Source organism: Anaeromassilibacillus sp. SJQ-1 (genome assembly GCF_046693725.1).
Taxonomy (GTDB): domain Bacteria; phylum Bacillota; class Clostridia; order Oscillospirales; family Acutalibacteraceae; genus Anaeromassilibacillus.
On record NZ_JBKEIV010000044.1, the window covers coordinates 12,437 to 35,415 of the forward strand.

19 protein-coding genes and 3 pseudogenes are annotated in these 22,979 nt (G+C 47.8%); all 22 read left to right on the forward strand.

What is annotated here, in order from left to right:
• The 22 genes and pseudogenes from ACGCCZ_RS11620 to ACGCCZ_RS11725 all read left to right on the forward strand — a co-directional run bounded on the left by ACGCCZ_RS11620 (position 1) and on the right by ACGCCZ_RS11725 (position 22,855).
• Positions 1-528 (forward strand): ATPase, encoded by a 528-nt coding sequence (locus ACGCCZ_RS11620; RefSeq protein ID WP_411656109.1) that lies wholly within the window; start codon positions 1-3, stop codon positions 526-528.
• A gap of 305 nt (positions 529-833) precedes the next feature.
• A pseudogene (mraZ, locus tag ACGCCZ_RS11625) lies at positions 834-1,251 on the forward strand (division/cell wall cluster transcriptional repressor MraZ).
• Positions 1,252-1,341: 90 nt separating this feature from the next.
• Positions 1,342-2,268 carry a 16S rRNA (cytosine(1402)-N(4))-methyltransferase RsmH gene (gene rsmH, locus ACGCCZ_RS11630; RefSeq protein WP_054324373.1) on the forward strand — a complete coding sequence of 309 codons (927 nt, stop codon included), beginning with the start codon at positions 1,342-1,344 and terminating at the stop codon, positions 2,266-2,268.
• A 35-nt stretch (positions 2,269-2,303) separates the two neighbouring features.
• On the forward strand, positions 2,304-2,801 hold the full coding sequence (locus tag ACGCCZ_RS11635) for a hypothetical protein (protein WP_054324372.1): 498 nt from the start codon (positions 2,304-2,306) through the stop codon (positions 2,799-2,801).
• A gap of 158 nt (positions 2,802-2,959) precedes the next feature.
• Entirely contained in the window at positions 2,960-5,182 is a 2,223-nt protein-coding gene (locus ACGCCZ_RS11640; RefSeq protein ID WP_054324371.1) for a penicillin-binding transpeptidase domain-containing protein, read from the forward strand.
• 213 nt (positions 5,183-5,395) lie between these two features.
• Positions 5,396-6,169, forward strand: a complete 774-nt coding sequence (locus ACGCCZ_RS11645; protein ID WP_411656110.1) for a phospho-N-acetylmuramoyl-pentapeptide-transferase — start codon at positions 5,396-5,398, stop codon at positions 6,167-6,169.
• Between the two features lie 2 nt (positions 6,170-6,171).
• Entirely contained in the window at positions 6,172-6,405 is a 234-nt protein-coding gene (locus ACGCCZ_RS11650) for a hypothetical protein (protein WP_411656111.1), read from the forward strand.
• A gap of 308 nt (positions 6,406-6,713) precedes the next feature.
• Positions 6,714-7,744, forward strand: a pseudogene (locus tag ACGCCZ_RS11655) (FtsW/RodA/SpoVE family cell cycle protein).
• A gap of 39 nt (positions 7,745-7,783) precedes the next feature.
• The gene (locus tag ACGCCZ_RS11660; protein WP_411656112.1) at positions 7,784-8,596 is read left to right on the forward strand and encodes a UDP-N-acetylglucosamine--N-acetylmuramyl-(pentapeptide) pyrophosphoryl-undecaprenol N-acetylglucosamine transferase; all 813 of its coding nucleotides are present in this window, start codon (positions 7,784-7,786) and stop codon (positions 8,594-8,596) included.
• Positions 8,536-8,898: a UDP-N-acetylglucosamine--N-acetylmuramyl-(pentapeptide) pyrophosphoryl-undecaprenol N-acetylglucosamine transferase gene (locus ACGCCZ_RS11665; RefSeq protein WP_411656113.1), complete on the forward strand. Its 363-nt coding sequence runs from the start codon at positions 8,536-8,538 to the stop codon at positions 8,896-8,898. Before ACGCCZ_RS11660 ends, ACGCCZ_RS11665 begins: the two co-directional genes overlap by 61 nt.
• A gap of 129 nt (positions 8,899-9,027) precedes the next feature.
• Complete coding sequence (gene murA / locus ACGCCZ_RS11670) at positions 9,028-10,287, forward strand: UDP-N-acetylglucosamine 1-carboxyvinyltransferase (protein ID WP_411656114.1); 1,260 nt, start codon at positions 9,028-9,030, stop codon at positions 10,285-10,287.
• Positions 10,288-10,332: 45 nt separating this feature from the next.
• Positions 10,333-10,671, forward strand: coding sequence for a hypothetical protein (locus tag ACGCCZ_RS11675; protein ID WP_411656115.1), 339 nt, complete (start codon positions 10,333-10,335; stop codon positions 10,669-10,671).
• A gap of 98 nt (positions 10,672-10,769) precedes the next feature.
• Positions 10,770-11,372, forward strand: a complete 603-nt coding sequence (locus tag ACGCCZ_RS11680) for a hypothetical protein (protein ID WP_411656116.1) — start codon at positions 10,770-10,772, stop codon at positions 11,370-11,372.
• A gap of 133 nt (positions 11,373-11,505) precedes the next feature.
• Positions 11,506-12,633 carry a cell division protein FtsZ gene (gene ftsZ, locus ACGCCZ_RS11685; RefSeq protein ID WP_054324368.1) on the forward strand — a complete coding sequence of 376 codons (1,128 nt, stop codon included), beginning with the start codon at positions 11,506-11,508 and terminating at the stop codon, positions 12,631-12,633.
• A 335-nt stretch (positions 12,634-12,968) separates the two neighbouring features.
• A complete protein-coding gene (locus ACGCCZ_RS11690; protein ID WP_054324367.1) occupies positions 12,969-13,892 on the forward strand; it encodes a magnesium transporter CorA family protein in 924 nt (307 codons plus the stop codon).
• Between the two features lie 59 nt (positions 13,893-13,951).
• The gene (locus ACGCCZ_RS11695) at positions 13,952-14,536 is read left to right on the forward strand and encodes a FumA C-terminus/TtdB family hydratase beta subunit (RefSeq protein ID WP_411656117.1); all 585 of its coding nucleotides are present in this window, start codon (positions 13,952-13,954) and stop codon (positions 14,534-14,536) included.
• Positions 14,505-15,689 (forward strand): cation diffusion facilitator family transporter, encoded by a 1,185-nt coding sequence (locus tag ACGCCZ_RS11700; RefSeq protein ID WP_411656118.1) that lies wholly within the window; start codon positions 14,505-14,507, stop codon positions 15,687-15,689. The genes ACGCCZ_RS11695 and ACGCCZ_RS11700 overlap by 32 nt, the downstream gene beginning before the upstream one ends.
• A gap of 116 nt (positions 15,690-15,805) precedes the next feature.
• Positions 15,806-16,702 carry an NAD-dependent epimerase/dehydratase family protein gene (locus tag ACGCCZ_RS11705; protein ID WP_411656119.1) on the forward strand — a complete coding sequence of 299 codons (897 nt, stop codon included), beginning with the start codon at positions 15,806-15,808 and terminating at the stop codon, positions 16,700-16,702.
• A gap of 228 nt (positions 16,703-16,930) precedes the next feature.
• On the forward strand, positions 16,931-17,821 hold the full coding sequence (locus ACGCCZ_RS11710; RefSeq protein ID WP_411656120.1) for a GrpB family protein: 891 nt from the start codon (positions 16,931-16,933) through the stop codon (positions 17,819-17,821).
• 841 nt (positions 17,822-18,662) lie between these two features.
• The gene (locus ACGCCZ_RS11715) at positions 18,663-19,109 is read left to right on the forward strand and encodes a MarR family winged helix-turn-helix transcriptional regulator (RefSeq protein WP_054324363.1); all 447 of its coding nucleotides are present in this window, start codon (positions 18,663-18,665) and stop codon (positions 19,107-19,109) included.
• Positions 19,110-19,194: 85 nt separating this feature from the next.
• Positions 19,195-20,949: an ABC transporter ATP-binding protein gene (locus tag ACGCCZ_RS11720; RefSeq protein WP_085533198.1), complete on the forward strand. Its 1,755-nt coding sequence runs from the start codon at positions 19,195-19,197 to the stop codon at positions 20,947-20,949.
• A pseudogene (locus ACGCCZ_RS11725) lies at positions 20,946-22,855 on the forward strand (ABC transporter ATP-binding protein). Before ACGCCZ_RS11720 ends, ACGCCZ_RS11725 begins: the two are co-directional and overlap by 4 nt.
• Positions 22,856-22,979: the final 124 nt, after the last annotated feature.

The following is a 22,979-nucleotide window of genomic DNA, read 5'->3' on the forward strand; positions in this document are numbered from 1 at the left end:
GTGTATCCGGTTCCGTTTTCCCATGCGCAACTCTGCGGCCCTCTGAAAGGATGGATCAATACGATGAACGTGGAAGAACTGATCGACGAATTGTATGAGATGGTAGAGAAGGCGTGGAACCTTCCGCTCAGCCGCGGCCGCGCGGTGCTGGATGGCGAAGAGGTCAAACAGATTTTGGATGAGATCCGCGAAAACCTGCCCCAGGAATTGCTCAAAGCGAAAGCGATTGTGGCGGATCGCAATCAGATTATCAGCACGGCAAAGATGGAAGCCGAGACAAAGATTCGGGTCGCAGAAGAGCGGGCCCGGGCGATGGTGAACCAGGATGAGATTGTCAAGCAGGCGCAGCAGAAGGCAAACGACCTATTGACGCAAACACAGATAAAAACACGTGAAATGCGGAAAGCAGCAAACGAGTATGTGGACGATCTGATGCGCCGTACAGATGAGGCCCTTGCGGCAAACCTGGCAGAACTGCGCAAGACCCGTCAAAACATCAAAGCGACTCAGCGTTCCGGTCAGAATTGATCGAAACATTTGTAAGTTTCCGCTAGAAAAATTTGGTAATATTTGGATAATATAGAAAATCTCAATTCTTAACCTAAAAAATGCACCACAAGATATTGTGGTGCATTTTTTTATGCTACTAAATAAGCGAATTTTGTTCAAAAGAGAGTCGGTATTTGTTGGATTAGTTGACATAATCAAAATAAATCAGTTGCATTTTTGTTACGAATCGAGTATAATCGTAATCAACAAGTGGAGGAAGGTGGGGCAAAATAGCACGATGTGGTTCAAGTACCCATCTTTTGCCCTGAAAAGGCACAGCGGTTATGTTGATTGGCGAATACCAACATAATATTGACGCGAAGGGCCGCGTGATCGTTCCGCCCGGTTCCGGGAGGACCTGGGGGAACGTTTTTATGTCACGAAGGGCCTGGATCATTGTCTCTTCGTTCTTCCGCCTACAGAATGGACTAAATTGCAGGAAAAAATCATGGCAATGCCCATGGGAAAAGCCCGCGGTATCCAACGCTTCTTTTTTCCGGCGCTGCTGAGGTGGAGCCGGACAAGCAGGGACGCATCCTTCTTCCACAGCATTTGCGGGAATACGCTGGGCTGGAAAAAGATGTAGCCTTTATAGGAACCTCAAACCGGGCGGAACTTTGGGATGCCCAACGCTGGGCTTCGTTTAATGCGGAGTTGGATGACAGCAGCTTGATTGAGGTGATGGAAGAACTGCAATTTTAAGTGTATCTTGTTAGAGAGAATCCACAGTGGGCGCTTCCGAACGGAATTTTAGGCGGTAGGACAGGCCCCGGGAACCGGAGGCGCACAGAGATGGAATTTCAGCATAAACCCGTGTTGTTTGATGAGGCGATTGCTTCTTTGGCGATTCAGCCCGACGGAATCTACATCGATGGAACAGCGGGAGGCGGTGGCCATTCCAAGGCCATTGCAAGCCGTTTAACAACTGGAAAACTGCTTTCGATTGATCAGGACCCAGATGCGATTGCCGTGGTGCGAGAACGCTTGAAGGGGATGAAGTGTTCCCTTGTTGCACACGCCAATTTCAGCGAAATGGCTCAAGTTGCAAAGGAGCGAGATTTGGTGCCTGTGGATGGTGTCCTCTTGGACATCGGCGTATCCTCTTATCAACTGGATACCCCTGATAGGGGATTTTCGTATCATTCGGATGCACCGCTTGATATGCGTATGAGTAAACAGGGCCCCAGTGCAAAGGATTTGGTGAATACGCTTTCTTGGCAGGAGTTGGCTGGGATTATCAGCCGCTATGGGGAAGACCGTAACGCAAAGAGTATTGCCAAGGGGATTGTTCACGCCCGAGAGAGCGGACCAATTGAAACCACAGGGCAACTAGCCGAGATCATCAAGGCTTCTGTTCCCGCGGCTGTACGCAGAGAACAGGGACATCCCGCGCGTAAGACGTTTCAGGCTTTGCGCATTGAGGTCAATGGCGAACTGGACGCTCTTTCGGACGGATTGGATGCCGCATTCTCAATTTTAAAGCCGGGGGGACGCTTGGCTGTAATCACCTTTCATTCCCTGGAGGACCGCATAGTCAAGCAGCGCATGGCATCCTGGTGTCAAGGATGTACGTGTCCGCCGGATTTTCCTGTGTGTGTCTGTGGGAAGAAGCCGAGAGCAAAGCTGCTTTATAAAAAAGGACTTGCTCCGACGGAAAAAGAATTGGAACAAAACCCAAGGAGCCGCAGCGCGCGGTTGCGGGTTTGTATCAAGCTATAGATATAAAACATAGATGAGGAAAGAAGGGTCTGTGAATGGCGACGCGAACCAGAGGCGAAGCGTATGATTTTGAGCTTTTTGAACCAAAGAGAAAATCGGAACCGCAGCAACAAACGAATAATATCATACGGCTTCCGCAGGAAGAACTGGAAAGAAACCGCCGTCCAAAGCACAGATCGTTAAAGGTCCTTTCCATGAGTGTCTTTTTAACCGTCATGTTGGGAATTGTTGGGACCTTTGTCTATGGACAGGTTCGTCTTTCAGAATTGACGAACGAGATCAATCTTTCTACAACAGAACTGGCCGAACAGGAAAGCCTGTACACCCAATTGAAGATGAAATCGCAGTCCAAGCTGTCGCTTGAAACGGTGGAGGAATACGCGGAGACACAGCTCGGAATGCGTAAGCTGGAGCAGAGCCAAGTGGAATATATCAGTTTATCCCAGGGGGACAAGGGCCAGGTGTTAGAGGGGGATTCTTCAGAAAATTGGCTCACATCGATTTGGAACTTTATCGAACAGTTGCTGTCATAAAGCAAACCATTTCTCATATAGATAAAAAGGGACCGTTCAGAAGAGGGGATTCCTGTTCCATATGGATGCGTCAGGACTGATCCCGGAATCAATGATTGTAAAAGCGGGAGAGTTAAGAGAACATCTTGACTCTCCGCTTTGTAATATGGAGGTTGCAAATGGCAAAAGGAACAACGATCCGTATGTGGAGACGTACCGCTTTTCTGTTGGCTTTGATTATCGCCGGCTTTGCCGTGGTTGTCGTAAGTCTTTTCCGCTTGCAGCTGGTGCAGGGAGAAGAGATGCAGACCCGCGCCGTGGACCAGTATTTGAAGGATACGTCCATCAGCGCGCAGCGCGGTACAATCTATGACTGCAATATGAAGGTTTTAGCGAAGAGCGCCGCCGTCTGGAAGGTGGTGTTGGAGCCCAATTATATCGACGACGACAACCGGGAGTTGATCTGCAACGGACTCTCCCAAATTCTCGGTTTGGACAAAGCCGATCTGATCGAACGAAGCAAAAAAAGAACCTACTATGATGTGGTCAAGAATAAGGTAGAGACCGATGTGAAAGATCAGATTGTTGCTTTTAAGGAAGAGAACGAAATTACCAATGGGATTCGCTTGATTCCTGACTACAAGCGGTACTATCCGTATGGAAAGTTTGCCTCATCCGTCCTGGGCTTCACTGGGTCGGATAACCAGGGCTTGGCGGGCATCGAAGCGCAGTATGATTCAGAGTTGACCGGCGTTCCTGGGAGGCTCGTGACAGCTAAGAATGCCGTTGGAACCGATATGCCATTTGATTATGAGCAGATGGTGGACGCACAGAATGGAAACAGCTTGGTTCTCACCATCGACGAGGTCGTGCAGCATTTCTTGGAAAAGTATTTGGAAGAGGGCGTAGCCAACAGCGGTACCCGAAACCGCGCCTGTGGCATTGTGATGAACGTCAAAACCGGCGCCATTTTGGGAATGGCTGTGAAAGGAGACTTTGATCCCAACGACCCATTTACTTTGACCGACCCAAAAGAACAGGCTGCCGTTGATGCGCTTCAGGGGGAGGAACGCACGAAAGCATTGAACGAAGCGCGCCAAAAGCAATGGCGTAACAAATGTGTCAGCGATACATATTATCCCGGTTCTGTTTTTAAGATGGTGACCTCATCCATGGGCTTTGAAGAGGGCATTATCAGTGAAAATACCCCTTTCTCCTGTCCTGGCTATTATGTGGTTGCCGACCGGCGCATCAGCTGCTGGAAGTCGGGAGGCCATGGGTCCGAAACATTTGCGCAGGGGTTGTGTAATTCTTGTAACCCGGTGTTTATCCAGGTGGGTGAAAAGCTTGGTGCGCAGACATTCTTTGAGTACTTTGAAGCGTTTGGATTTACCCAGAAGACAGGTATTGACTTACCTGGCGAATCCAGAAGTATCTATTACGATGAGACGATGGGACCTGTAGAATTGGCGACGGAATCCTTTGGTCAGAACTTCAGTATTACACCGATTCAGATGATTACTGCGGCTGCAGCAGTCGCAAATGGCGGTTATTTGGTACAGCCGCATGTGGTGGCACAGGTAATCGACGACGAGGGCAATATCATTCGCACCACGGATACAACGGTGAAGCGTCAGGTGATCTCGAATGAGACATCCCGTCGTGTCAGCGCTATTTTACAGCAAACCGCTACCACTGGGACGGCAAAAAATGGCTATATTGCAGGTTATCGGGTAGCCGGAAAGACCGGTACCTCGGAAAAAATTGCGGAATGGATTGCGCAGGGAAAGCAAGGGGAAAAAAAGTACATTGCTTCTTACTGCGGCTATGCTCCGGCTGACGATCCACAGGTGGCAATGCTGGTGTTCTTTGACGAACCTTTGCCGCAGGGCGGACAGGTGTTTGGCAGTGCAATTGCAGGCCCACCATTTGCAAAGACCATGAGTGAGATTCTGCCGTACCTCGGGGTAGAAGCCAAATATACGGAGGAAGAACTTGCAAAGCTGGATACCAGTGCCCCGGATGTCCTTGGGAAAAGTGTCCAAGAAGCCCAAAACCTGATTCAGAGCGCAGAGCTCAACGTGAAAGTGTATGGTCAGGGGGATACGGTGCTCTCGCAGGTACCGGAGCCGGGCAAGAGCATTCCGAAGAGCGGCCAGGTGGTGCTGTTTACCGATGAGGAGAGTGCCGCGCAGACTGTGACCGTTCCGAAACTGACCGGGCTTACTCTGGCACAGGCAAATTCTACGGCGGCCAATGCGGGAATCAATATCAGTATTTCTGGCGCTGCACTCACTGGGAAAAATGCAGTTTCCAATCTACAAAGTATTCCAGAGGGCAGCCAAGTTCCGCCAGGTACGATGGTGACGGTCGATTTTGTGGAATTGGATTCCGTAGAATAGAACCAAGAAATGGTCTGAAAAAGGCTATATATCCGTGCTTTTTTCCAATGAACCAGCGGGGAAAAGATGGTATAATAAAGATCATATAAAAATTCCCATTTGGAATGTAAAAAGCCGCCTGTATGGCAATCATGGGCGGCTTTTCCATTCGAATGGGTTATAATAAAATCAACCGCATGGGCGCGGCAAACGGTGACAAAGGGGATATTGCATATGGCGGACGGCATCTGGATATTGGCGGCGGCAGTGATTGCATTTGCAGTGACGGGGCTTTTGGGGAAATGGATGGTGCCATTTCTGCACAAAATCAATTTTGGACAGACCATCCGGGAAGTAGGACCAAAGTGGCATCAAAAGAAAAACGGTACGCCGACGATGGGCGGGTTCATGTTCATCATCGGTATTTTTGTGGCTGCAGCTGCCAGTTTGGTGCTATTCTATCGGACCTCGGGACAGAACCCGCAGGATATGAACATGCAGACAAAACTGGTAGCCGGATTTCTGATGGCGTTGGGCTTTGGCGGCGTGGGTTTTATTGATGATTATATCAAGGTGGTAAAAAAGCGCAATCTCGGTTTGAATGAAAAGCAAAAGCTGATTTTGCAGTTTTTGGTCGCAGGGGCGTATCTGTTTTCTTTGTATCTCTCCGGAGGCTCGTCGGTGACCTTGATTCCCTTCTTGGGCGGCGTGGACCTGGGGATATTTTATTGGGTGATTTCCCTGCTTGGGATTGTTGGAATGGTGAACGCTGTCAATTTCACCGATGGAATCGATGGACTGAATGCGTCGGTGACATTCTTCGCCTCTCTCATCTTTATGGTGATCGCTGGCGTTCTAGGCGCCAGCGGTATGGGGATTCTTGCGGCGGCAACGGCGGGTGGCTGCTTAGGCTTCCTGATCTGGAATTTCAACCCGGCCAAAGTTTTTATGGGCGACACAGGTTCCCTATTTTTGGGGGGATGGTTTGCGCACTGGGCTATGGCCTGAATTTGCCAGTTTTAATTCTGCCAGTGGGTATCATTTATATTGTGGAGATCCTCTCCGTTGTGCTACAGGTCACCTATTTTAAGGCCACTGGCGGGAAGCGATTGTTTAAAATGAGCCCCATCCACCACCACTTCGAAATGTGTGGTTGGAGCGAAGTGAAAATCTGTACAGTTTTCAGCCTGATTACCTTGTTGTTTGGCGTGCTTAGCGTAGCGTCGGTTTGGTTTGGGCTGTAAGCGTTAAAATGACATTTTTGGCAGCCGGTTTGTGGTTAAATGAGGAAAGGCCCCACAGAATCTAGGGGGTTTTCCGGAATTTGTCTGGATTTGAAAGGAGGCGGCTTTATGGCGACAAGGGCGGACAGTAAACGCGGAGCAAACGTGACGCACTTGCCAACCGCGCGAAAATCCGACACAAAGGAGATGCCTCCAAAGGTGTCGTTTGGAAGACGGATTCGAAAGAAATTTCGTCTTTTTCTGTACGCGCGGGTATGGATCTGCCTTTTTTCTTTCTGGTGCTCACCCTCCTGGTGATCGGCCTGATTATGTTGTTTTCCTCCAGTTATGCTTATGCCTATTACAATTATGGAAACAGCTATTACTTTATCATCCGTCAGGCGGGATTTGCCGTCGCAGGGATTTTTATTATGGTGGTGATCTCTTACTTTGATTACCACCACCTGCATAAATTGGCTATCCCCATCCTTCTGGTCACGTATATGCTTTTGGTTCTGGTTCTGTTTATGCCGGAGCGCAACGGTGTACGGCGCTGGATTTATCTAGGCCCAGTCAATTTTCAGCCTTCAGAGATCGCAAAATTTGCTTTAATTTTGATCTTTGCACATCTGATCTCGATTAATTTCAAGCGGATGAATACCTTCCGGTTTGGCGTTCTTCCGTATCTGTTGATTTTGGGTTCAATCGCAGTTTTGGTTCTTTTGGAAAAACACGTTTCTGCGACGCTGATTTTAGTTGCTTTAGCAGGTGTTATGCTTTTTATCGGCGGCGTTCAGCTGCGCTGGTTTGGAATTGCGTTCGGTATGTTGGCGGCAGCTGTGGCGTATGTCGTTCTATTTAGTGCAAAATTCGGATATGCGAGCGACCGTATTTCTGGTTGGCTCGACCCTTTTGGAAATACCGTGGATACATGGCAGACGCGCCAATCCTTGATGTCGATCGGTTCGGGCGGGCTGCTGGGGCTTGGCTTGGGCAATCCCGGCAAAAGTATTTGTATTTGCCAGAGCCACAGAACGATTTTATTTTTGCCGTGGTTTGCGAGGAGCTCGGGTTTATCGGCGCTCTGTTGATTGTCATTCTTTTTGCGATGCTGGTTTGGAGAGGGATAACCGTATCCCTCAAAGCCAAGGATAAATTTGGCATGTTGTTGGGTATCGGTCTGACCGTACAGGTGGGCTTGCAGGTGATCTTGAATATTGCCGTTGTGACGAACACCATTCCAAATACAGGCATCAGTTTGCCCTTTTTCAGCTATGGAGGCACCTCCCTGTTGATTCTATTGGCAGAAATGGGAGTTGTGCTGTCGATTTCACGGACATCGACGATTGAAAAAACCTAGCCTTTAGGCGGTTGTACCACGATAGGGAGACGGTATTTTATGAAAGTTTTATTTGCAGGCGGAGGAACCGCCGGACATATCAATCCCGCACTGGCGATTGCAGGATATTTACGCGAGCGCGAGCCAGATGTGGAAATTTTGTATATCGGGGCAAAAGGCGGTATGGAGGAGCGATTGGTCCCCGCCGCCGGATATCCTTTTAAAAGCATCACCATCTCCGGCTTTCAGCGAAAACTGAGCTGGGAAAACCTAAAGAAAAATGCCAAAACGGTGGTACGCATGTTCACCTCGAGTCAAGAAGCGCGGAAGATCCTAGAAGCATTTCGGCCGGATGTCTGTGTAGGGACGGGCGGCTATGTCAGCGGCCCGGTGATCCGAGATGCGATAAAAATGGGCATTCCATCCGTCGTTCATGAGCAAAATGCATATCCGGGCGTGACCAATAAGGCACTGAGCCGGCACGCGACCCGGACTATGTTGGCGGTGGCGGACGCACAGCGGCATCTGGACCCAAAGGCCCGCTGTGTGCTGACGGGAAATCCCGTGAGACAGGAGGTCATCCGTGCCCGGCGTGCCGATGCGCGCAAGAAACTGGGACTGGATGAGCGGCCTCTGATCTTGTCCTTTGGTGGAAGTTTGGGCGCCCGCAAGATCAATGAAGCAGTTGCCTCTCTTTTGGTTTGGAGCGCCCGTTCGGACAAGTTCCAGCATATTCACGCTTACGGCCAATGGGGAAATGGTTCCCCGATCTCCTCAAAGAAAAAGGTCTGGATGTTGCCGGGCACCCCAATATGGACATTCGCGAGTACATCAACGATATGCCGGATTGTCTGGCAGCAGCAGATCTTGTGATCTGCCGTGCCGGTGCGATTACGCTCAGTGAATTGCAGGCACAAGGGCGCGCGTCTATATTGATTCCATCCCCAAATGTGGCGGAGAATCATCAGTACCATAACGCAATGGCTCTTGTGAATCGCGGTGCAGCAGCCATTCTGGAGGAAAAAGATTTGAGTGGAGAAGCGCTGTGCCAAAAAGTAGAAGAGTTGTTTAACAATCCTGACACGATTCCCACCTTTGCAGCAAACGCCAAGAAGATGGCAATTTTGGATGCAAATGAACGAATTTATCATATCATAAAGGAGATTGTAAAGTAGCGATTGCGCCTTTTTCCCTGTGTGCACAGCATACCTTCCCGGTGCATAGTATACAGCAGTTCAAAAAAACCTGTGATACGTGGAAAACGCCGGGCACCGGCATTTTTCCCGGGGAAAAGGGGTGCGGCTATGTCAAAACTTTTGATTCAGGGACCCAGCCGGTTAAAGGGGGAGGTTCGCGTACATGGTGCGAAAAACAGTACGCTGCCGTTAATGGCTGCCTCGCTGCTCTGTGACAGCACTTGTGTGCTACATAACTGTCCAGTTCTCTCCGATGTCCAAACTTCGGAAAAGATTTTACAGCATTTAGGATGCCATACAGAGCGATCCGGTGCGGATGTTGCGATTGATCCACGCAGTGTGGAGCAGAGCGACATACCGGAGTATTTGATGCGGGAAATGCGTTCCTCCATTGTCTTTTTGGGAGCGATTATCTCCCGTATGGGTCGGGCGGAGCTTTCTTTTCCTGGAGGCTGCGAACTGGGCCCCCGCCCGATTGATCTGCATCTTTCCGCACTGCGGAAGATGGGGGTGGAGATTCAGGAAGATCACGGTTGCTTAAAATGCAGTGCTCCAGAGGGGCTCAAGGGCGTAAATATTGCCTTTTCTTTCCCAAGTGTTGGTGCAACCGAAAACGTTCTTTTAGCCGCCTGCTGTGCGCAGGGAACAACTGTAATTACCAATGCAGCGCGTGAACCAGAGATCTGTGATTTAGCGGAGTTCCTCAATCAATGTGGCGCCAATATCCTTGGAGCGGGAGAGAGCACCATCGTCATAGAGGGGGTCAAAAACCTTCATGGCTGTGAGCATGAGGTGATTCCAGATCGGATCACAGCGGCCACCTTCCTTGCAGCAGCAGCGGCGACGGGAAGCAGCATTACGCTAACTCATGTACTCCCAGCCCACTTGGCGCCGGTCCTTCCTCTATTTGAGGAGAGCGGGTGCCGTTTTGAGATTCGGGGAAAAGAAATCCGTATGCATACCCCGGACCGTCTGAGCCGCATTAAGAATGTACGGACTATGCCTTATCCGGGCTTTCCGACGGACGCGCAGGCCCCGATGATGGCAATGACAGCAGTGGCGAATGGTACGAGTATCTTTGTAGAAAATATCTTTGAAAGCCGCTATAAGCACGTGGGAGAATTGCTTCGCTTGGGGGCGAATATCAAAGTGGAAGGCCGTGTAGCCGTGGTAGAAGGGGTAGGACATCTTTCCGGGGCTCCGGTCGAGGCGGCAGACCTGCGGGGTGGAGCGGCCTTGGTAGTGGCTGGCTTGGCTGCCCAAGGGGAGACACTCGTCAGCGGCGTACGGCACATCGATCGCGGGTATGAATGTTTGGAGAAGAGTTTGTGTGCACTCGGTGCACAGGTAACGCGTCTTTCGGATTGAACAAAGAACTGGAAAGGAAGTCCAGATGGAAGGAAGTGAAACCGTATGGCAAGGACACCCAATGGCACGCGAGGTGGACCGCCCGGCCGAAGGCCTCCGCAAAATCCACGGCGGGAACCACCGGAGCCGCCGCCGCGCTTTTCGAATGGGCGGCAAGTGCCGCGTGGAACAGAGCAGAGAGCAGCCCTGCGGCGCCGTCGAAAGCGCCGGCGTGCGATTTTGTTTTACATAGCGACATTTCTGCTTGTCGTGGTCGCCGCGGTTACACTTTCCTTAACCGTGTTGTTTAAAATTGACACGATTCAAGTGACGGGAACATCCCGTTACCCAGCGCAACAGATCGTGCAAATCAGTGGAATTGTGCGGGGGAGAACCTTTTTTTAGCAAAGACCAAAGAGGCCCGCGCATCCATTGAAAGGGAACTTCCCTATATTAAATCAGCGAAGGTTTCCAGACAGCTTCCTGCCACCATTGTCATTCACGTGGAAGATGATACAGCGAGTGGAGCGATTGCCTATGAAGGGCGGTATGCATTGCTTGGAAGCAGTGAAAAGGTGCTGGAGTTTGCAGATACCGTCCCGGAAGGAATCACATTGGTCAAAGGCCTGGAACTAGCCAAAGCAGAGGTAGGAAAGCCGATTGTCTATGCAGACGATGTGGAAGAGAATACTTCCTCTTCCACAGCAGAAGGCGATGCCTCTGCTTCGGCTGAATCCTCCACAAGCTCATCGGAAGCCGTTTCGGCAGAGAGTACAGGGGTTAGTGGAGAAGAATCCACTCTGCATAAATCGAAGGAGATTTTTCAAGAATTGCGTGGGGCCATCGAGGACAGCGGGTTGGACAAGATCACAGAGATCGACCTCAGCGACCGGTACAACCTGACGATTTTGTATGACGGCCGTATCACGATGGAACTTGGCCTTCCTACCGATTTAGATTATAAACTCGATTACGCAAAAGGAATTCTCGATACTGGTGGAATCAAAGAAAATGAAAAAGGAACGTTAAACCTATCGGATGCAGTAAATAACAGGGTACCATTCGAACCGGACTATTCGAATGAGAGTGCTTCGGCGCCTGGATAGGGTAGAAATACTTGGAAACTTTCAAGCTTATGTAAATAGTTATTGAAATTACTTTGCAAAAGTGATAAATTAGTAATATCCTAGGCAAAGTCTGGCGCTATGGAATAAAAGGATGTTTAAGGGGGACGCAGCAATGCCTTTTGAGATTGATAATGATTTTGACAATATTGTACAGATAAAAGTAATTGGTGTCGGCGGCGGTGGCGGAAACGCGATCGACCGCATGGTTACGATGGGCGTACAAGGGGTGGAATTTATCTCCATCAACACCGATAAACAAGCGCTCTATCGTTCCAAGGCGACTCAAAAAATTCAGATTGGTGAAAAGGTGACCCATGGAAAGGGCGCAGGGTCCAAGCCTGAGATGGGGCAGAAGGCTGGCGAAGAGAGCCGTGAGGCGATTGCAGCGGCAATTCGCGGCAGCGATATGGTGTTTATCACCGCAGGTATGGGCGGGGGTACCGGTACAGGTGCAGCTCCTATTGTTGCAGAAGTTGCCCGTGACATGGGCGTGTTGACCGTAGGTATTGTGACAAAACCCTTTGCATTTGAAGGCAGGCGCCGCATGGAACAGGCAGAAAGTGGCATTGCTGCCCTGCGAGAGCATGTGGACTCCCTTGTTGTCATTCCAAATGAACGCCTTAAGCTGGTGAGCGAGCAGCGGATTACGCTTGTTAATGCGTTCTCCATTGCGGACGATGTGCTTCGTCAGGGTGTACAGAGCATTTCGGACCTCATCAAGCTTCCCGGCCTTGTCAATTTGGACTTTGCAGATGTTACAGCTATTATGAAGGATGCTGGCTATGCACACATGGGCGTTGGACGCGCTTCCGGCAAGGATAAGGCGGAGACAGCGGCCAATATGGCGATTTCCAGCCCATTGTTGGAGACAGCGATCAATGGCGCCAAGGGCGTTATTGTAAACATCACTTCTTCTCCGGATATTGGCTTGGACGAAATTGAAACCGCTTCTTCTATGATCGCCTCTCAGGCGCACGAGGATGCAAATATCATCTGGGGTGCCGCATTCGATGAGAGCATGGAGGATGAGATGAGCGTCACAGTCATTGCGACTGGTTTTGCGACACATGACGGAACCAATGAGGCGATGTTGGATGAACGCAAGAGCAGTACATCGGCAGGTGCCTATGCCAATACGGCGCGTGATAGCCGAGAGGGCCAATCCCGCAGACCCGCCCCAGCGCCGATCGACGACGATGATACCTTTACGGATATTATGTCCATTTTCAATCGCAAGTAATTTTACATATTGAATTGTTTGAAAGCCCGGATTTTTTTCCGGGCTTTTTGTTGGCCTTTTCTCATGGTTTGATGAAAAAAGAATGATTTTAGGCCAAATTGGGCTGTGTACGGCATTGGAGGGCAAATTTTCGGGAATAATATGCAAAATGTGCTTCACACCCTTGAAATCTCCTTTTTCTGTGCTATAATGAATTTGTTATAAATGATTATCATATTCGCGCGTGGACCCGCGCGCATTTTTTTGCGCATTCCGGCGCTCGTTGGGAGGTGGCATTGTGAAACCGGACCCTTTATGCGGCGACATACGAAAAGATAATAAAGGAGATGAACGCAATGCTGTCCTACTACAAGACGATTGACGGACACATTACCCAGTTGGAGGCATGCGAGCCCGGTTGTTGGATCAACTGTATTGCTCCGACGGATGCAGAGATCAGCGGTTTGATTGAGGATTTTCAAATTGAGCCAGATTTCTTCCGTGCGGCAATGGACGAGGAGGAATCTTCCCATATTGATACAGAGGATTACAGTACATTGGTGATTATCGATATGCCGGTGATTGAGACGACTGGCAGCCATGTGACTTATACCACGACGCCGCTCGGTATCATTATCACAGAGAAAAACGTAATTACGGTCTGCACGCGGGAAAATCCTGTAATTGATGAGTTTACCGACGGAGTGGTCAAAGGGGTACAGACGAATCTGAAAACGCGCTTTATCCTCCATCTGATGCTTCGGATTGCAACAAAGTATTTGCAGTATTTGAAGCAGATTGATAAGCTCAGCAGCCATGTGGAGCGGGAATTGCGCAAATCGATGAAGAACTCTGAGCTGATTCAGCTTTTGGATATTGAAAAGTCCCTTGTTTATTTCTCTTCTTCACTCAAAGGCAGCGAAATCACAATCGAAAAGATTTCGAGAGGAAGAGTGATTAAGCTCTATGAGGATGACCAAGATCTGCTAGAGGATGTGTTGATTGAAGTGCGGCAGGCGATTGAGATGTCCAGCATCTACCTCAACATTCTTTCCGGAACGATGGATGCCTTTGCTTCGGTCATCAGCAATAACCTGAATATTGTGATGAAGGTTTTGGCTTCGATCACACTGTTGATTTCTATCCCGACGGTTATTTCCAGTTTTTATGGCATGAATGTATCGGGCCTGCCTTTGCCGTATTTTTGGTTCCCGTTGCTTTTGGCGATTGTGAGCATGGGGGCTGCTTACCTGATTCTTCGAAAGAAGGATATGTTCTAAACAGACGGACTGAAATGGGGAACTGCTGGGCAGCTCCCTTTTTTATGGAGGATTCAACTATGGAACGCATTCAGATTCATACAAATGAGCTGCTTCAATGTGCGAAGACACTTCGCGCAGGGGATCAAATTTTGCTGAGCGGCACCATTTACACTGCGCGCGATGCCGCGCATAAGCGGATTTGCGAGCAATTGGACCACGGGGAAGAGCCTCCGTTTCCTTTAAAAGGAGCTACGGTGTATTACGCAGGGCCAACTCCAGCCCCAGAGGGGTTGCCGATTGGTTCGTGCGGGCCTACGACTTCTTCCCGCATGGATGTCTTTGCGCCACGCCTGCTAGATCTGGGCATGATTTGTATGATTGGAAAGGGGAATCGTGCCCCGGCAGTGGTGGATGCGATTCGCCGCAATGGGGCTGTGTATCTTTGCGCCATTGGTGGTGCTGGTGCGTTGGCTGCCAAATGTGTGCGAAATCTCAAAGTGCTTGCTTATGAGGACCTCGGTTGTGAGTCGGTCAAGGAGCTTCAGATCGAACAGTTTCCCCTATTTGTAACGATCGATTGTGTGGAGGAAGCCTCTTTGTGGATTAGAGCGCCAAAGCGAGGAGAATGGTATGACCGATTTCTTAGTGCGTCTGTTCATTAAAAATTATCAAGATGTAGAGAACCATGCAGTGCGGGAACAATATGGTAAATTTGCAGGGATTGTAGGAATTGCCACCAATGTGCTGTTATTCTGTATCAAGATTTTGGCAGGCATCGCATTTCACAGCGTCGCCATTGTGGCCGATGCAGTCAATAACCTGTCGGATTCAGCGTCCTCGGTGGTAACCCTAGTGGGTTTTAAGCTTTCTGCAAAACCAGCGGATAAAGAACATCCGTATGGCCATGCGAGAATTGAGTATATCAGTGGGCTGATTGTATCGTTGGTTATTCTATTGTTGGGATTTCAGTTGGCGCAGTCCTCTTTGGAGAAGATTCTTCATCCAGAGGATAGTGAGATCAGCTTATTGGCAGTGGTGGTCCTGGTGGTCTCTGTATTACTCAAGCTGTGGCAGTTTGTGTTCTACCGCACAATTGGCCGGCGGATTGCATCGACGACGCTGGAAGCAACGGCGGCAGACAGCCGGAATGATGTGTTCAGTACAATTGCCATTTTAGCCGGTATGGCGGTCACCAAGCTGACCGGTTACAATCTGGACGGTTGGATGGGGATGGTTGTCGCTATTTTGATTGTCATTGGTGGTGTTCACCTGATTATGGAAACCAGCAATCCCCTGTTGGGAAGTGCTCCAACAGAAGAGCTGGTGCAAAGTATCTATGAAAAAATACTCAGTTATGACGGTGTTTTGGGCCTCCATGATTTGACTGTGCATAACTATGGGCCAGGGCGTTGTTTTGCCTCCGTTCACTGTGAAGTTCCTGCGGAGCAGGACATTTTGGTCAGTCATGACATCATTGACAATATTGAAAGAGATTTTTTGCGGGATATGAATATTCATCTGGTCATTCACTTGGACCCGGTGGTCACAGACGATGCGCGTACGACAAAGCTGAAAGAACAAGTGATACATCTGCTCGAAGAACTTTCCGAGCAAATCAGTATGCATGATTTTCGCGTTGTTTGGGGAACGACGCATACCAATGTAATTTTTGATGTCTGTGTACCATTTGATTTTCAGTGGAGTGATTCTGAGTTGATACAGCGGATTTCGCAGGGCATTTCCCGATTGGACCCAACCTATTTTACAGTGCTGACGGTAGACCACGATTATGTACCGCATTTGGCAAAAAAATGAAATTCCTACCAACGAAAACAGACTTGTGTATCCTGAATCGGACATTCCGGCGGCGCTGGAGTGTCCGATTTTAGTATAAACGCAGCTTATGAAAATCAATTTGTGGAGGGACAAACATGAAGAGATTTCTTATAACTGGTGGGACTGTCTTTGTAAGCAGATATATTGCTGAGTATTATGTTTCAAAGGGATATGACGTATACGTATTAAATCGGAATACGAGAGAACAGTCGAAAGGCGTAAAGCTTATTCAAGCGGATAGGCATCATCTGGGAAACGCACTTCGCAATACTCATTTTGATGTTGTGATCGATACTGCATACACTGGTAACGATATTGCATTATTGCTGGATGCTTTGGATGGTTATGAAGATTACATCTTTATTAGTTCAAGCGCTGTATATCCGGAGTATTCCCCTCAACCCATTAAAGAAGAGGCGCCATTAGCAATTAATAAGTTTTGGGGGGAATATGGGACAAGGAAAATAGACGCTGAAGCAGTTCTATTGAAAAGAAACCCAAATGCGTACATTCTTAGGCCCCCGTATTTATATGGTCCCATGAATAATGTGTACAGAGAAGCGTTTGTTTTTGATTGTGCCATGAAAAACAGAACGTTCTATCTGCCCCAAAATGGGGATATGAAATTGCAGTTTTTTCATATTGGCGATTTATGCAAATTTATAGACATTCTCTTAGATAATAAACCTTCTCGACACGTTTTTAACGTAGGGAATCAAACGACAGTATCTGTCCATGATTGGGTAAAAATTTGTTATCAGGTTGTAGGTGCTCAACTTGAATGTGTGAATGTGTACAAGGACATTGAACAGAGAAACTATTTTAGTTTTTATAACTATGAATATGATCTTGATGTTACAAAGCAGTACGAACTCATGCAAGAGGTGAAACCATTGTATGAAGGACTACAGGAAGCGTTTGATTGGTATAGGAATCATCCAGATAAAGTGAATAAAAAACCATTCTTTGAATTCATTGATAAAAATTTTTGATTCAACCCAATTGGAAGGGAGTGGAGGCATCCCCATTGCATATATGATTAATAACAGAGAATCATTTTTTCGAAATATGTTACCGATGGGCTAGCGAAAAGACATACAAATATCAAAACGATTATGCAGGAGAGAACAAAGAAATGGGATCGTTTAGCGGGATCTTTCAAATTTGAGACAGCCCTAAGAATCGGGATAGGTAGAAGGTAATTGGGAGGGGGCTGTCCTATGCCACAGCATATAACCGTTTTGGATTATAATCCGGAATGGCCGTTAAAATATGAGCAAGAAAAAGAAAAGATAAGCGCAATATTAAAAGGTAATTGTATTACAATCTATCACATCGGCAGTACATCTGTTCCGGGACTGGCGGCTAAACCGATTATTGACATTATGGCAGTAGTGAGAAGCCTTGAACAAGTGGATATTGTTTCAGGGGACTTTTCTAGTATAGGTTATGAATACCTCGGAGAATTTGGAATAGCTGGCAGGCGCTATCTCCGGAAGGGTGGAGATGAACGAACTCATCAAATCCATATCTTCCACGCGGACGATTGGAACAACATCGGAAGGCACCTTGCATTCCGGGATTATATGCGCACTCATAAAAAAGAACGGGATGAATACGCACAAATAAAAAAAATCCTTGCACAAAATTTTCCCTACGATATAGATCGTTATTGTGAGGGAAAAGAGGATTTTGTGCGAAGAATGGAAGAACAAGCGCTTTCACAATATGACGGGACATGGGACAAACTATATATTGCTGCAAGGAAAGTACAGTACGAAAGGAAATCTTCCCACTTACTTGAAGTTGGCTCTGTTTCGGTTGCACTTCTTACAGAAAAGGGAGACATCTGCGTCGGTGTTTGTATGGATGCCACTTGCTCTTTGAGAATGTGTGCAGAAAGAAATGCGATAGCAAATATGATTACAAATGGAGAAAATCAAATTGTGAAAATAGTTGTAGTGATGTCGGACGGAAAAGTAGGTATGCCTTGCAGGACGTGTCAGAAATTTTTTATGCAGTTGGATAAAGATGCCGGAAAAATAGAAATTTTGTGCGATTATGCAACAAAAAAGGTGATACAGCTAGGAAAGCTATTCCAAGATTGGTAGTGTACAAAAGTTTGGGAGAGAGGATGACGGGGAATTTATAACAATTGCTTCCAGTTCCGATAGGATGAGTATCCATATAGGTCGGCAAATCCGATATATATAAAGTCCCCATTATGGGCATAAAAATGGGGTGATGCAATGATTGCGTTTGCTTTATGTTCCGATAGCCCTAGGCGCTGCTATCGGTTTCCTGGTATTGAAGGGCATAAAGATGAACCCGCGGTCTCGTATGATTGGAAAAAGATTCCTTATATATTTAAAGATATGCTCCATATAGACTGTATTTGCAAAAGTACAAGGGATCATGAACATTTTCCAGACGCGTGTTGAACAACGGAAGAAAGTACTGAATCTAAAAAAAATTTATGATTTAGATAAAGCAATCGCAAAAATCGTTGATCATGCAGAGTGGATGACACTTGTATTTAAATCTTTATTGGATGATGGAGAAGGATTCGAGGGGAAAAGGCTTTCTAAATCATTCCCATAGAATAAATGAAGGAAATTTATGCCAGCCGTTTACTACGATTTAAACGTGTTTCATACAGTTGAAATGAAAAATGACCTTGTCACAAATATGAAAAGTATTTCCAATATAAGGCGATAAGCGGGAGAAAGGTTTTTAGGTAATGCCAAGACAAGCGGGGCATTACACCTCTGAGAGAAGCCGTTAGAAGCATACCGACTGATTTCTACTTTACCATTCGGTATAAAATATGTAGATGAAAAAATAAATTCTGTAAGTTTTAACGGTTGTCGAAAAAAGAACTTGACATTTCAAGAATTGGCCGTATAATGTTCTATACAAAACAGTTTGAAATAAAACAGATGGAGGCACAATATGAATCCGGAAAAAGCTCTGACGTTCCAAATCCGGACACTGGGGAACCTGATCGAGCGGAAGATGAATTATATCATTGCTAAAAATGTCCATGACGATATTACACCCATGCACAGTATGATCTTAGCTTATTTGCATCGCAATGAAGGGCATGACATTTATCAGAAAGATATTGAATCCCGCTTTGATATTACACGTTCTACTGTCACCAGCATTTTAAAGCTGATGGAACACAAAGGGTATATTCGTCGGGAAGGTGTGGCGCATGATGCGCGTTTAAAAAAAATTGTACCGACGCCATTGGGAAAGGAGATTCATTGCCGTGTAGAGTCATCCATTTTGCAAGCGGAGGAGCTGGTGGAGTCCGCTATCACCCCAAAGGAGCACGAGGAATTATTGGTTTTGTTAAAGAAGCTACGCGATCGGATTCAAGAACCTATGGAGTAATTTCGTTTCAACATCAAGCTGTTTTTGAACCATATAGTTCTATATCGTACAGTTTTGTGCCAAACAAAATGGAAGGAGGATTTCTATGATCCACACACTTACTTCTCAGATCCGGCAGTATAAGCGGGACTCCTTTTTAGCCCCACTTTTTACGATGCTGGAGTCGGTCATGGAATTGACCATTCCTCTCATGATGGCGTCGATTATCGACGACGGCATTAACACAGGAGAGATGTCCACCGTTTATCGTGTGGGGGCCATGATGCTGGTTGCAGCCGCACTGTGCCTGCTTTTTGGAATTCTGGCTGGAAAATTTGCAGCCAATGCGGCAACAGGTTTTTCCTGTAATTTGCGCGATGCGATGTTTGCCAACATCCAGCGCTTTTCTTTTTCCAACATCGACAAATATTCCACCGCTGGGTTGGTGACCCGTTTGACCACGGATGTCACCAATGTGCAGAATGCTTATCAGATGGTCTTGCGCATGTGTGTGCGTGCGCCGGTGATGATGATTTGTGCGCTTTTTATGGCGTTTTCGATCAATAATCGGATCAGTATGGTTTTTGTTGTGGCGATTATCTTTTTGGCGATCTGCTTGGGTCTGATTATGTGGAGAACCATGAGCTTATTCGATCAGGTGTTCCGCAAATACGACGATCTAAACGCGAGCGTTCAAGAAAATGTTTCCGCCATTCGGGTGGTCAAATCCTTTGTACGGGAGAAATTTGAGACCGAAAAGTTTCAAAAGGCAGCTCAGAATCTTTATCGCTTGTTTGTAAAGGCTGAAGGTATGCTTGCTTTTAACAATCCCGCTATGATGCTGGCGATGTATGGGTGCATTCTGTCCCTCAGCTGGTTTGGTGCGCAGATGATTACGGTCGGCAGCTTGACCACTGGTGAACTGACGAGTCTGTTCAGCTACGTTATGAATATCTTGATGAGTTTGATGATGCTCTCCATGGTGTTCGTTATGATTACAATGAGTGTTGCAAGTATGCACCGCATTGCTGAAGTTATCAACGAAAATCCTGACATCCAGAGCCCAACAGAGGCTTGCACCGAAATTGCAGACGGCAGCGTCGATTTTGACCATGTGAGTTTTTCTTACCGGCATGGCAGTGGAAAACCAGTCTTACAAGACATCGATCTACATGTTCGCCCCGGGGAGACCATCGGCGTGATTGGCGGGACCGGCAGCGCAAAGTCGAGCCTTGTCAATTTAATCAGCCGCCTGTACGATGTATCCGAGGGTACAGTACGTGTGGGTGGCCGCGATGTACGTGACTATGACTTGGAAACATTGCGCAATGAGGTAGCGGTGGTTCTGCAAAAGAACGTGTTGTTTAGCGGGACGATTTTGGAGAACTTGCGTTGGGGCGATAAAAATGCAACGGAAGAGGCATGCAAACGCGCCTGTCAGTTGGCCTGCGCAGATGAGTTTATCCAGCAGATGCCGAAGGGGTATCATACTTATATCGAACAGGGCGGAACGAACGTCTCTGGTGGACAGAAACAGCGCCTTTGCATTGCGCGCGCATTGTTAAAGAAGCCGAAGATTTTAATTTTGGATGATTCTACCAGCGCAGTGGATACCGCCACGGATGCCAAAATCCGCCGGGCGTTCCGCGAGGAGATTCCCAACACGACAAAATTTATTATCGCTCAGAGGATCTCCAGTGTACAGGATGCAGATCGCATTTTGGTGCTGGACGACGGGCGAATCGATGGACTGGACACCCATGAAAATCTGCTGAAGACCAATAAGATCTATCAGGAGGTCTATGAGAATCAGACAAAAGGTGGCGGCGACTTCGATCAGAAGGGAGGCGAGTTGGCATGAGTGAAACCAGACAAGTAGGAAGACGAAATGTGCCCGGTGTCAAAGGAAAAGGCCCCAAAAATGCCAAAGGGGTTTTGAAACGTCTATTGGCCTTTATTTTTAAAAATTATTTACCGCATTGTATTCTGGTTTTGGTGTGTATCATCGGTGCTGCATTAGCCCAGGTACGCGGGACGTTGTTTCTTCAGACGCTGATCGACGACTATATCACACCGATGATTGGTTCACCGGACCCGGATTTTGGCCCGCTTGCGGCTGCTCTGTTGCAGATCGTAGGGGTCTATGCATTTGGTATTCTCTGTTCCTTCTTGTTCACCCGCGTGATGGTCAATGTCTCGCAGGGAACGCTGCGAAATCTGCGTGTGGAATTGTTTTCCCGCATGGAGCGGTTGCCCATCCGTTATTTTGATACCCACGCGCATGGCGACATCATGAGCATCTATACCAATGATACAGATACCCTGCGTCAGTTTATCAGCCAGAGCTTGCCGCAGATTTGTTCCTGTGGCGTTACAGTACTGAGCATCTTTTGCAGCATGGTGATTTTGGACATTCCACTCACCCTGCTTACATTGGCGATGATCTGTGTCTCGCTGCTGGTGACGCGCAAAATCGCTGGGAAATCGGGCAAATACTTTGCAGAACAACAAAAGAACCTCGGTATTGTGAATGGCTACATTGAAGAGATGATGGATGGCCAGAAGGTGGTCAAGGTCTTTTGCCATGAGGATGAAACCCTGGAAAAATTTCGGGAATTAAATGAAAACCTGCGGGAAAGCGCCAAACAGGCAAATACATTTGCCAATATCCTGATGCCCGCCAATGTGCAAATTGGCAATCTGAGTTATGTGCTCTGTGCAGTCGTCGGGGCGACCTTGGCAATCATGGGTATGTTGGACTGACGCTGGGGACCCTGGTATCCTTCCTGACGCTCAATAAGAGCTTTACGCAGCCGATCTCGCAGATCAGCCAACAGCTCAACAGCGTTGTCATGGCGCTTGCAGGCGCGGAGCGCGTCTTTACGCTGTTGGATGAAGAACCGGAAACGGACGAGGGCTATGTTACCCTGGTGAATGTCAAGGAACAGGCCGACAGTTCCCTTGTAGAATGCGAAGAGCGCACTTGCCGTTGGGCATGGAAACATCCGCACAGCGATGGTTCGGTGACTTATACCCGCTTGACGGGTGACGTGGTGTTTAACGATGTAGACTTTGGCTACACACCGGATAAAATTGTGCTGCACAATATCAAGCTGTATGCTACGCCGGGACAGAAAGTGGCCTTTGTCGGCAGTACAGGAGCCGGAAAGACAACCATTACAAATCTGATCAACCGGTTTTACGATATTCAAGACGGAAAGATTCGTTATGACGGAATCAACATCAACAAGATCAAGAAGGATGATCTGCGCCGCAGTTTGGGCATTGTTTTGCAGGATACGCATCTTTTCACCGGGACGGTTATGGAGAATATCCGATATGGCCGTTTAGAGGCAACCGATGAGGAATGCATTGCAGCAGCACGCTTGGCAAATGCAGACGGCTTTATCCGCCGTTTGCCGGACGGCTATCATACCATGTTGACTGGCGATGGATCGAATTTGAGCCAGGGTCAGAGACAGCTGCTGGCGATTGCTCGTGCTGCTGTGGCAGACCCGCCAGTCTTGATTTTGGACGAAGCGACCAGTTCCATTGACACCCGTACAGAAGCATTGGTTCAGCAAGGTATGGATGGATTGATGTATGGCCGTACAACGTTTGTGATTGCGCATCGCTTGTCCACAGTTAAGAATGCGGATTGTATCATGGTTCTGGAACAAGGCCGAATCATTGAACGCGGTACACACGACGAGTTGATTGCCCAGAAGGGGCGTTACTATCAGCTCTATACGGGCAATCTGGCATAAAAGAATAGACGGCAAAAGCGTGGCTGAATTCCTCGCTTTTGCCGTCTTTGTTTTCTTTAATTATTTCGGATGGCTTCATAGGAAGAATGGATGTCCCCAAAAATATTGTACAAGATCCGGAGGT

Bases quoted from the DNA above. Each gene is read 5' to 3' on its own strand.
- murA (WP_411656114.1), top strand. From the start codon at position 9,028: ATGTCAAAACTTTTGATTCAGGGACCCAGCCGGTTAAAGGGGGAGGTT.
- ACGCCZ_RS11700 (WP_411656118.1), top strand. From the start codon at position 14,505: ATGACCGATTTCTTAGTGCGTCTGTTCATTAAAAATTATCAAGATGTA.
- ACGCCZ_RS11675 (WP_411656115.1), top strand. From the start codon at position 10,333: ATGGCAAGGACACCCAATGGCACGCGAGGTGGACCGCCCGGCCGAAGG.
- ACGCCZ_RS11695 (WP_411656117.1), top strand. From the start codon at position 13,952: ATGGAACGCATTCAGATTCATACAAATGAGCTGCTTCAATGTGCGAAG.
- rsmH (WP_054324373.1), top strand. From the start codon at position 1,342: ATGGAATTTCAGCATAAACCCGTGTTGTTTGATGAGGCGATTGCTTCT.
- ACGCCZ_RS11635 (WP_054324372.1), top strand. From the start codon at position 2,304: ATGGCGACGCGAACCAGAGGCGAAGCGTATGATTTTGAGCTTTTTGAA.
- ACGCCZ_RS11660 (WP_411656112.1), top strand. From the start codon at position 7,784: ATGAAAGTTTTATTTGCAGGCGGAGGAACCGCCGGACATATCAATCCC.
- ACGCCZ_RS11710 (WP_411656120.1), top strand. From the start codon at position 16,931: ATGCCACAGCATATAACCGTTTTGGATTATAATCCGGAATGGCCGTTA.
- ACGCCZ_RS11705 (WP_411656119.1), top strand. From the start codon at position 15,806: ATGAAGAGATTTCTTATAACTGGTGGGACTGTCTTTGTAAGCAGATAT.
- ftsZ (WP_054324368.1), top strand. From the start codon at position 11,506: ATGCCTTTTGAGATTGATAATGATTTTGACAATATTGTACAGATAAAA.
- ACGCCZ_RS11715 (WP_054324363.1), top strand. From the start codon at position 18,663: ATGAATCCGGAAAAAGCTCTGACGTTCCAAATCCGGACACTGGGGAAC.
- ACGCCZ_RS11640 (WP_054324371.1), top strand. From the start codon at position 2,960: ATGGCAAAAGGAACAACGATCCGTATGTGGAGACGTACCGCTTTTCTG.
- ACGCCZ_RS11690 (WP_054324367.1), top strand. From the start codon at position 12,969: ATGCTGTCCTACTACAAGACGATTGACGGACACATTACCCAGTTGGAG.
- ACGCCZ_RS11645 (WP_411656110.1), top strand. From the start codon at position 5,396: ATGGCGGACGGCATCTGGATATTGGCGGCGGCAGTGATTGCATTTGCA.
- ACGCCZ_RS11720 (WP_085533198.1), top strand. From the start codon at position 19,195: ATGATCCACACACTTACTTCTCAGATCCGGCAGTATAAGCGGGACTCC.
- ACGCCZ_RS11665 (WP_411656113.1), top strand. From the start codon at position 8,536: ATGGACATTCGCGAGTACATCAACGATATGCCGGATTGTCTGGCAGCA.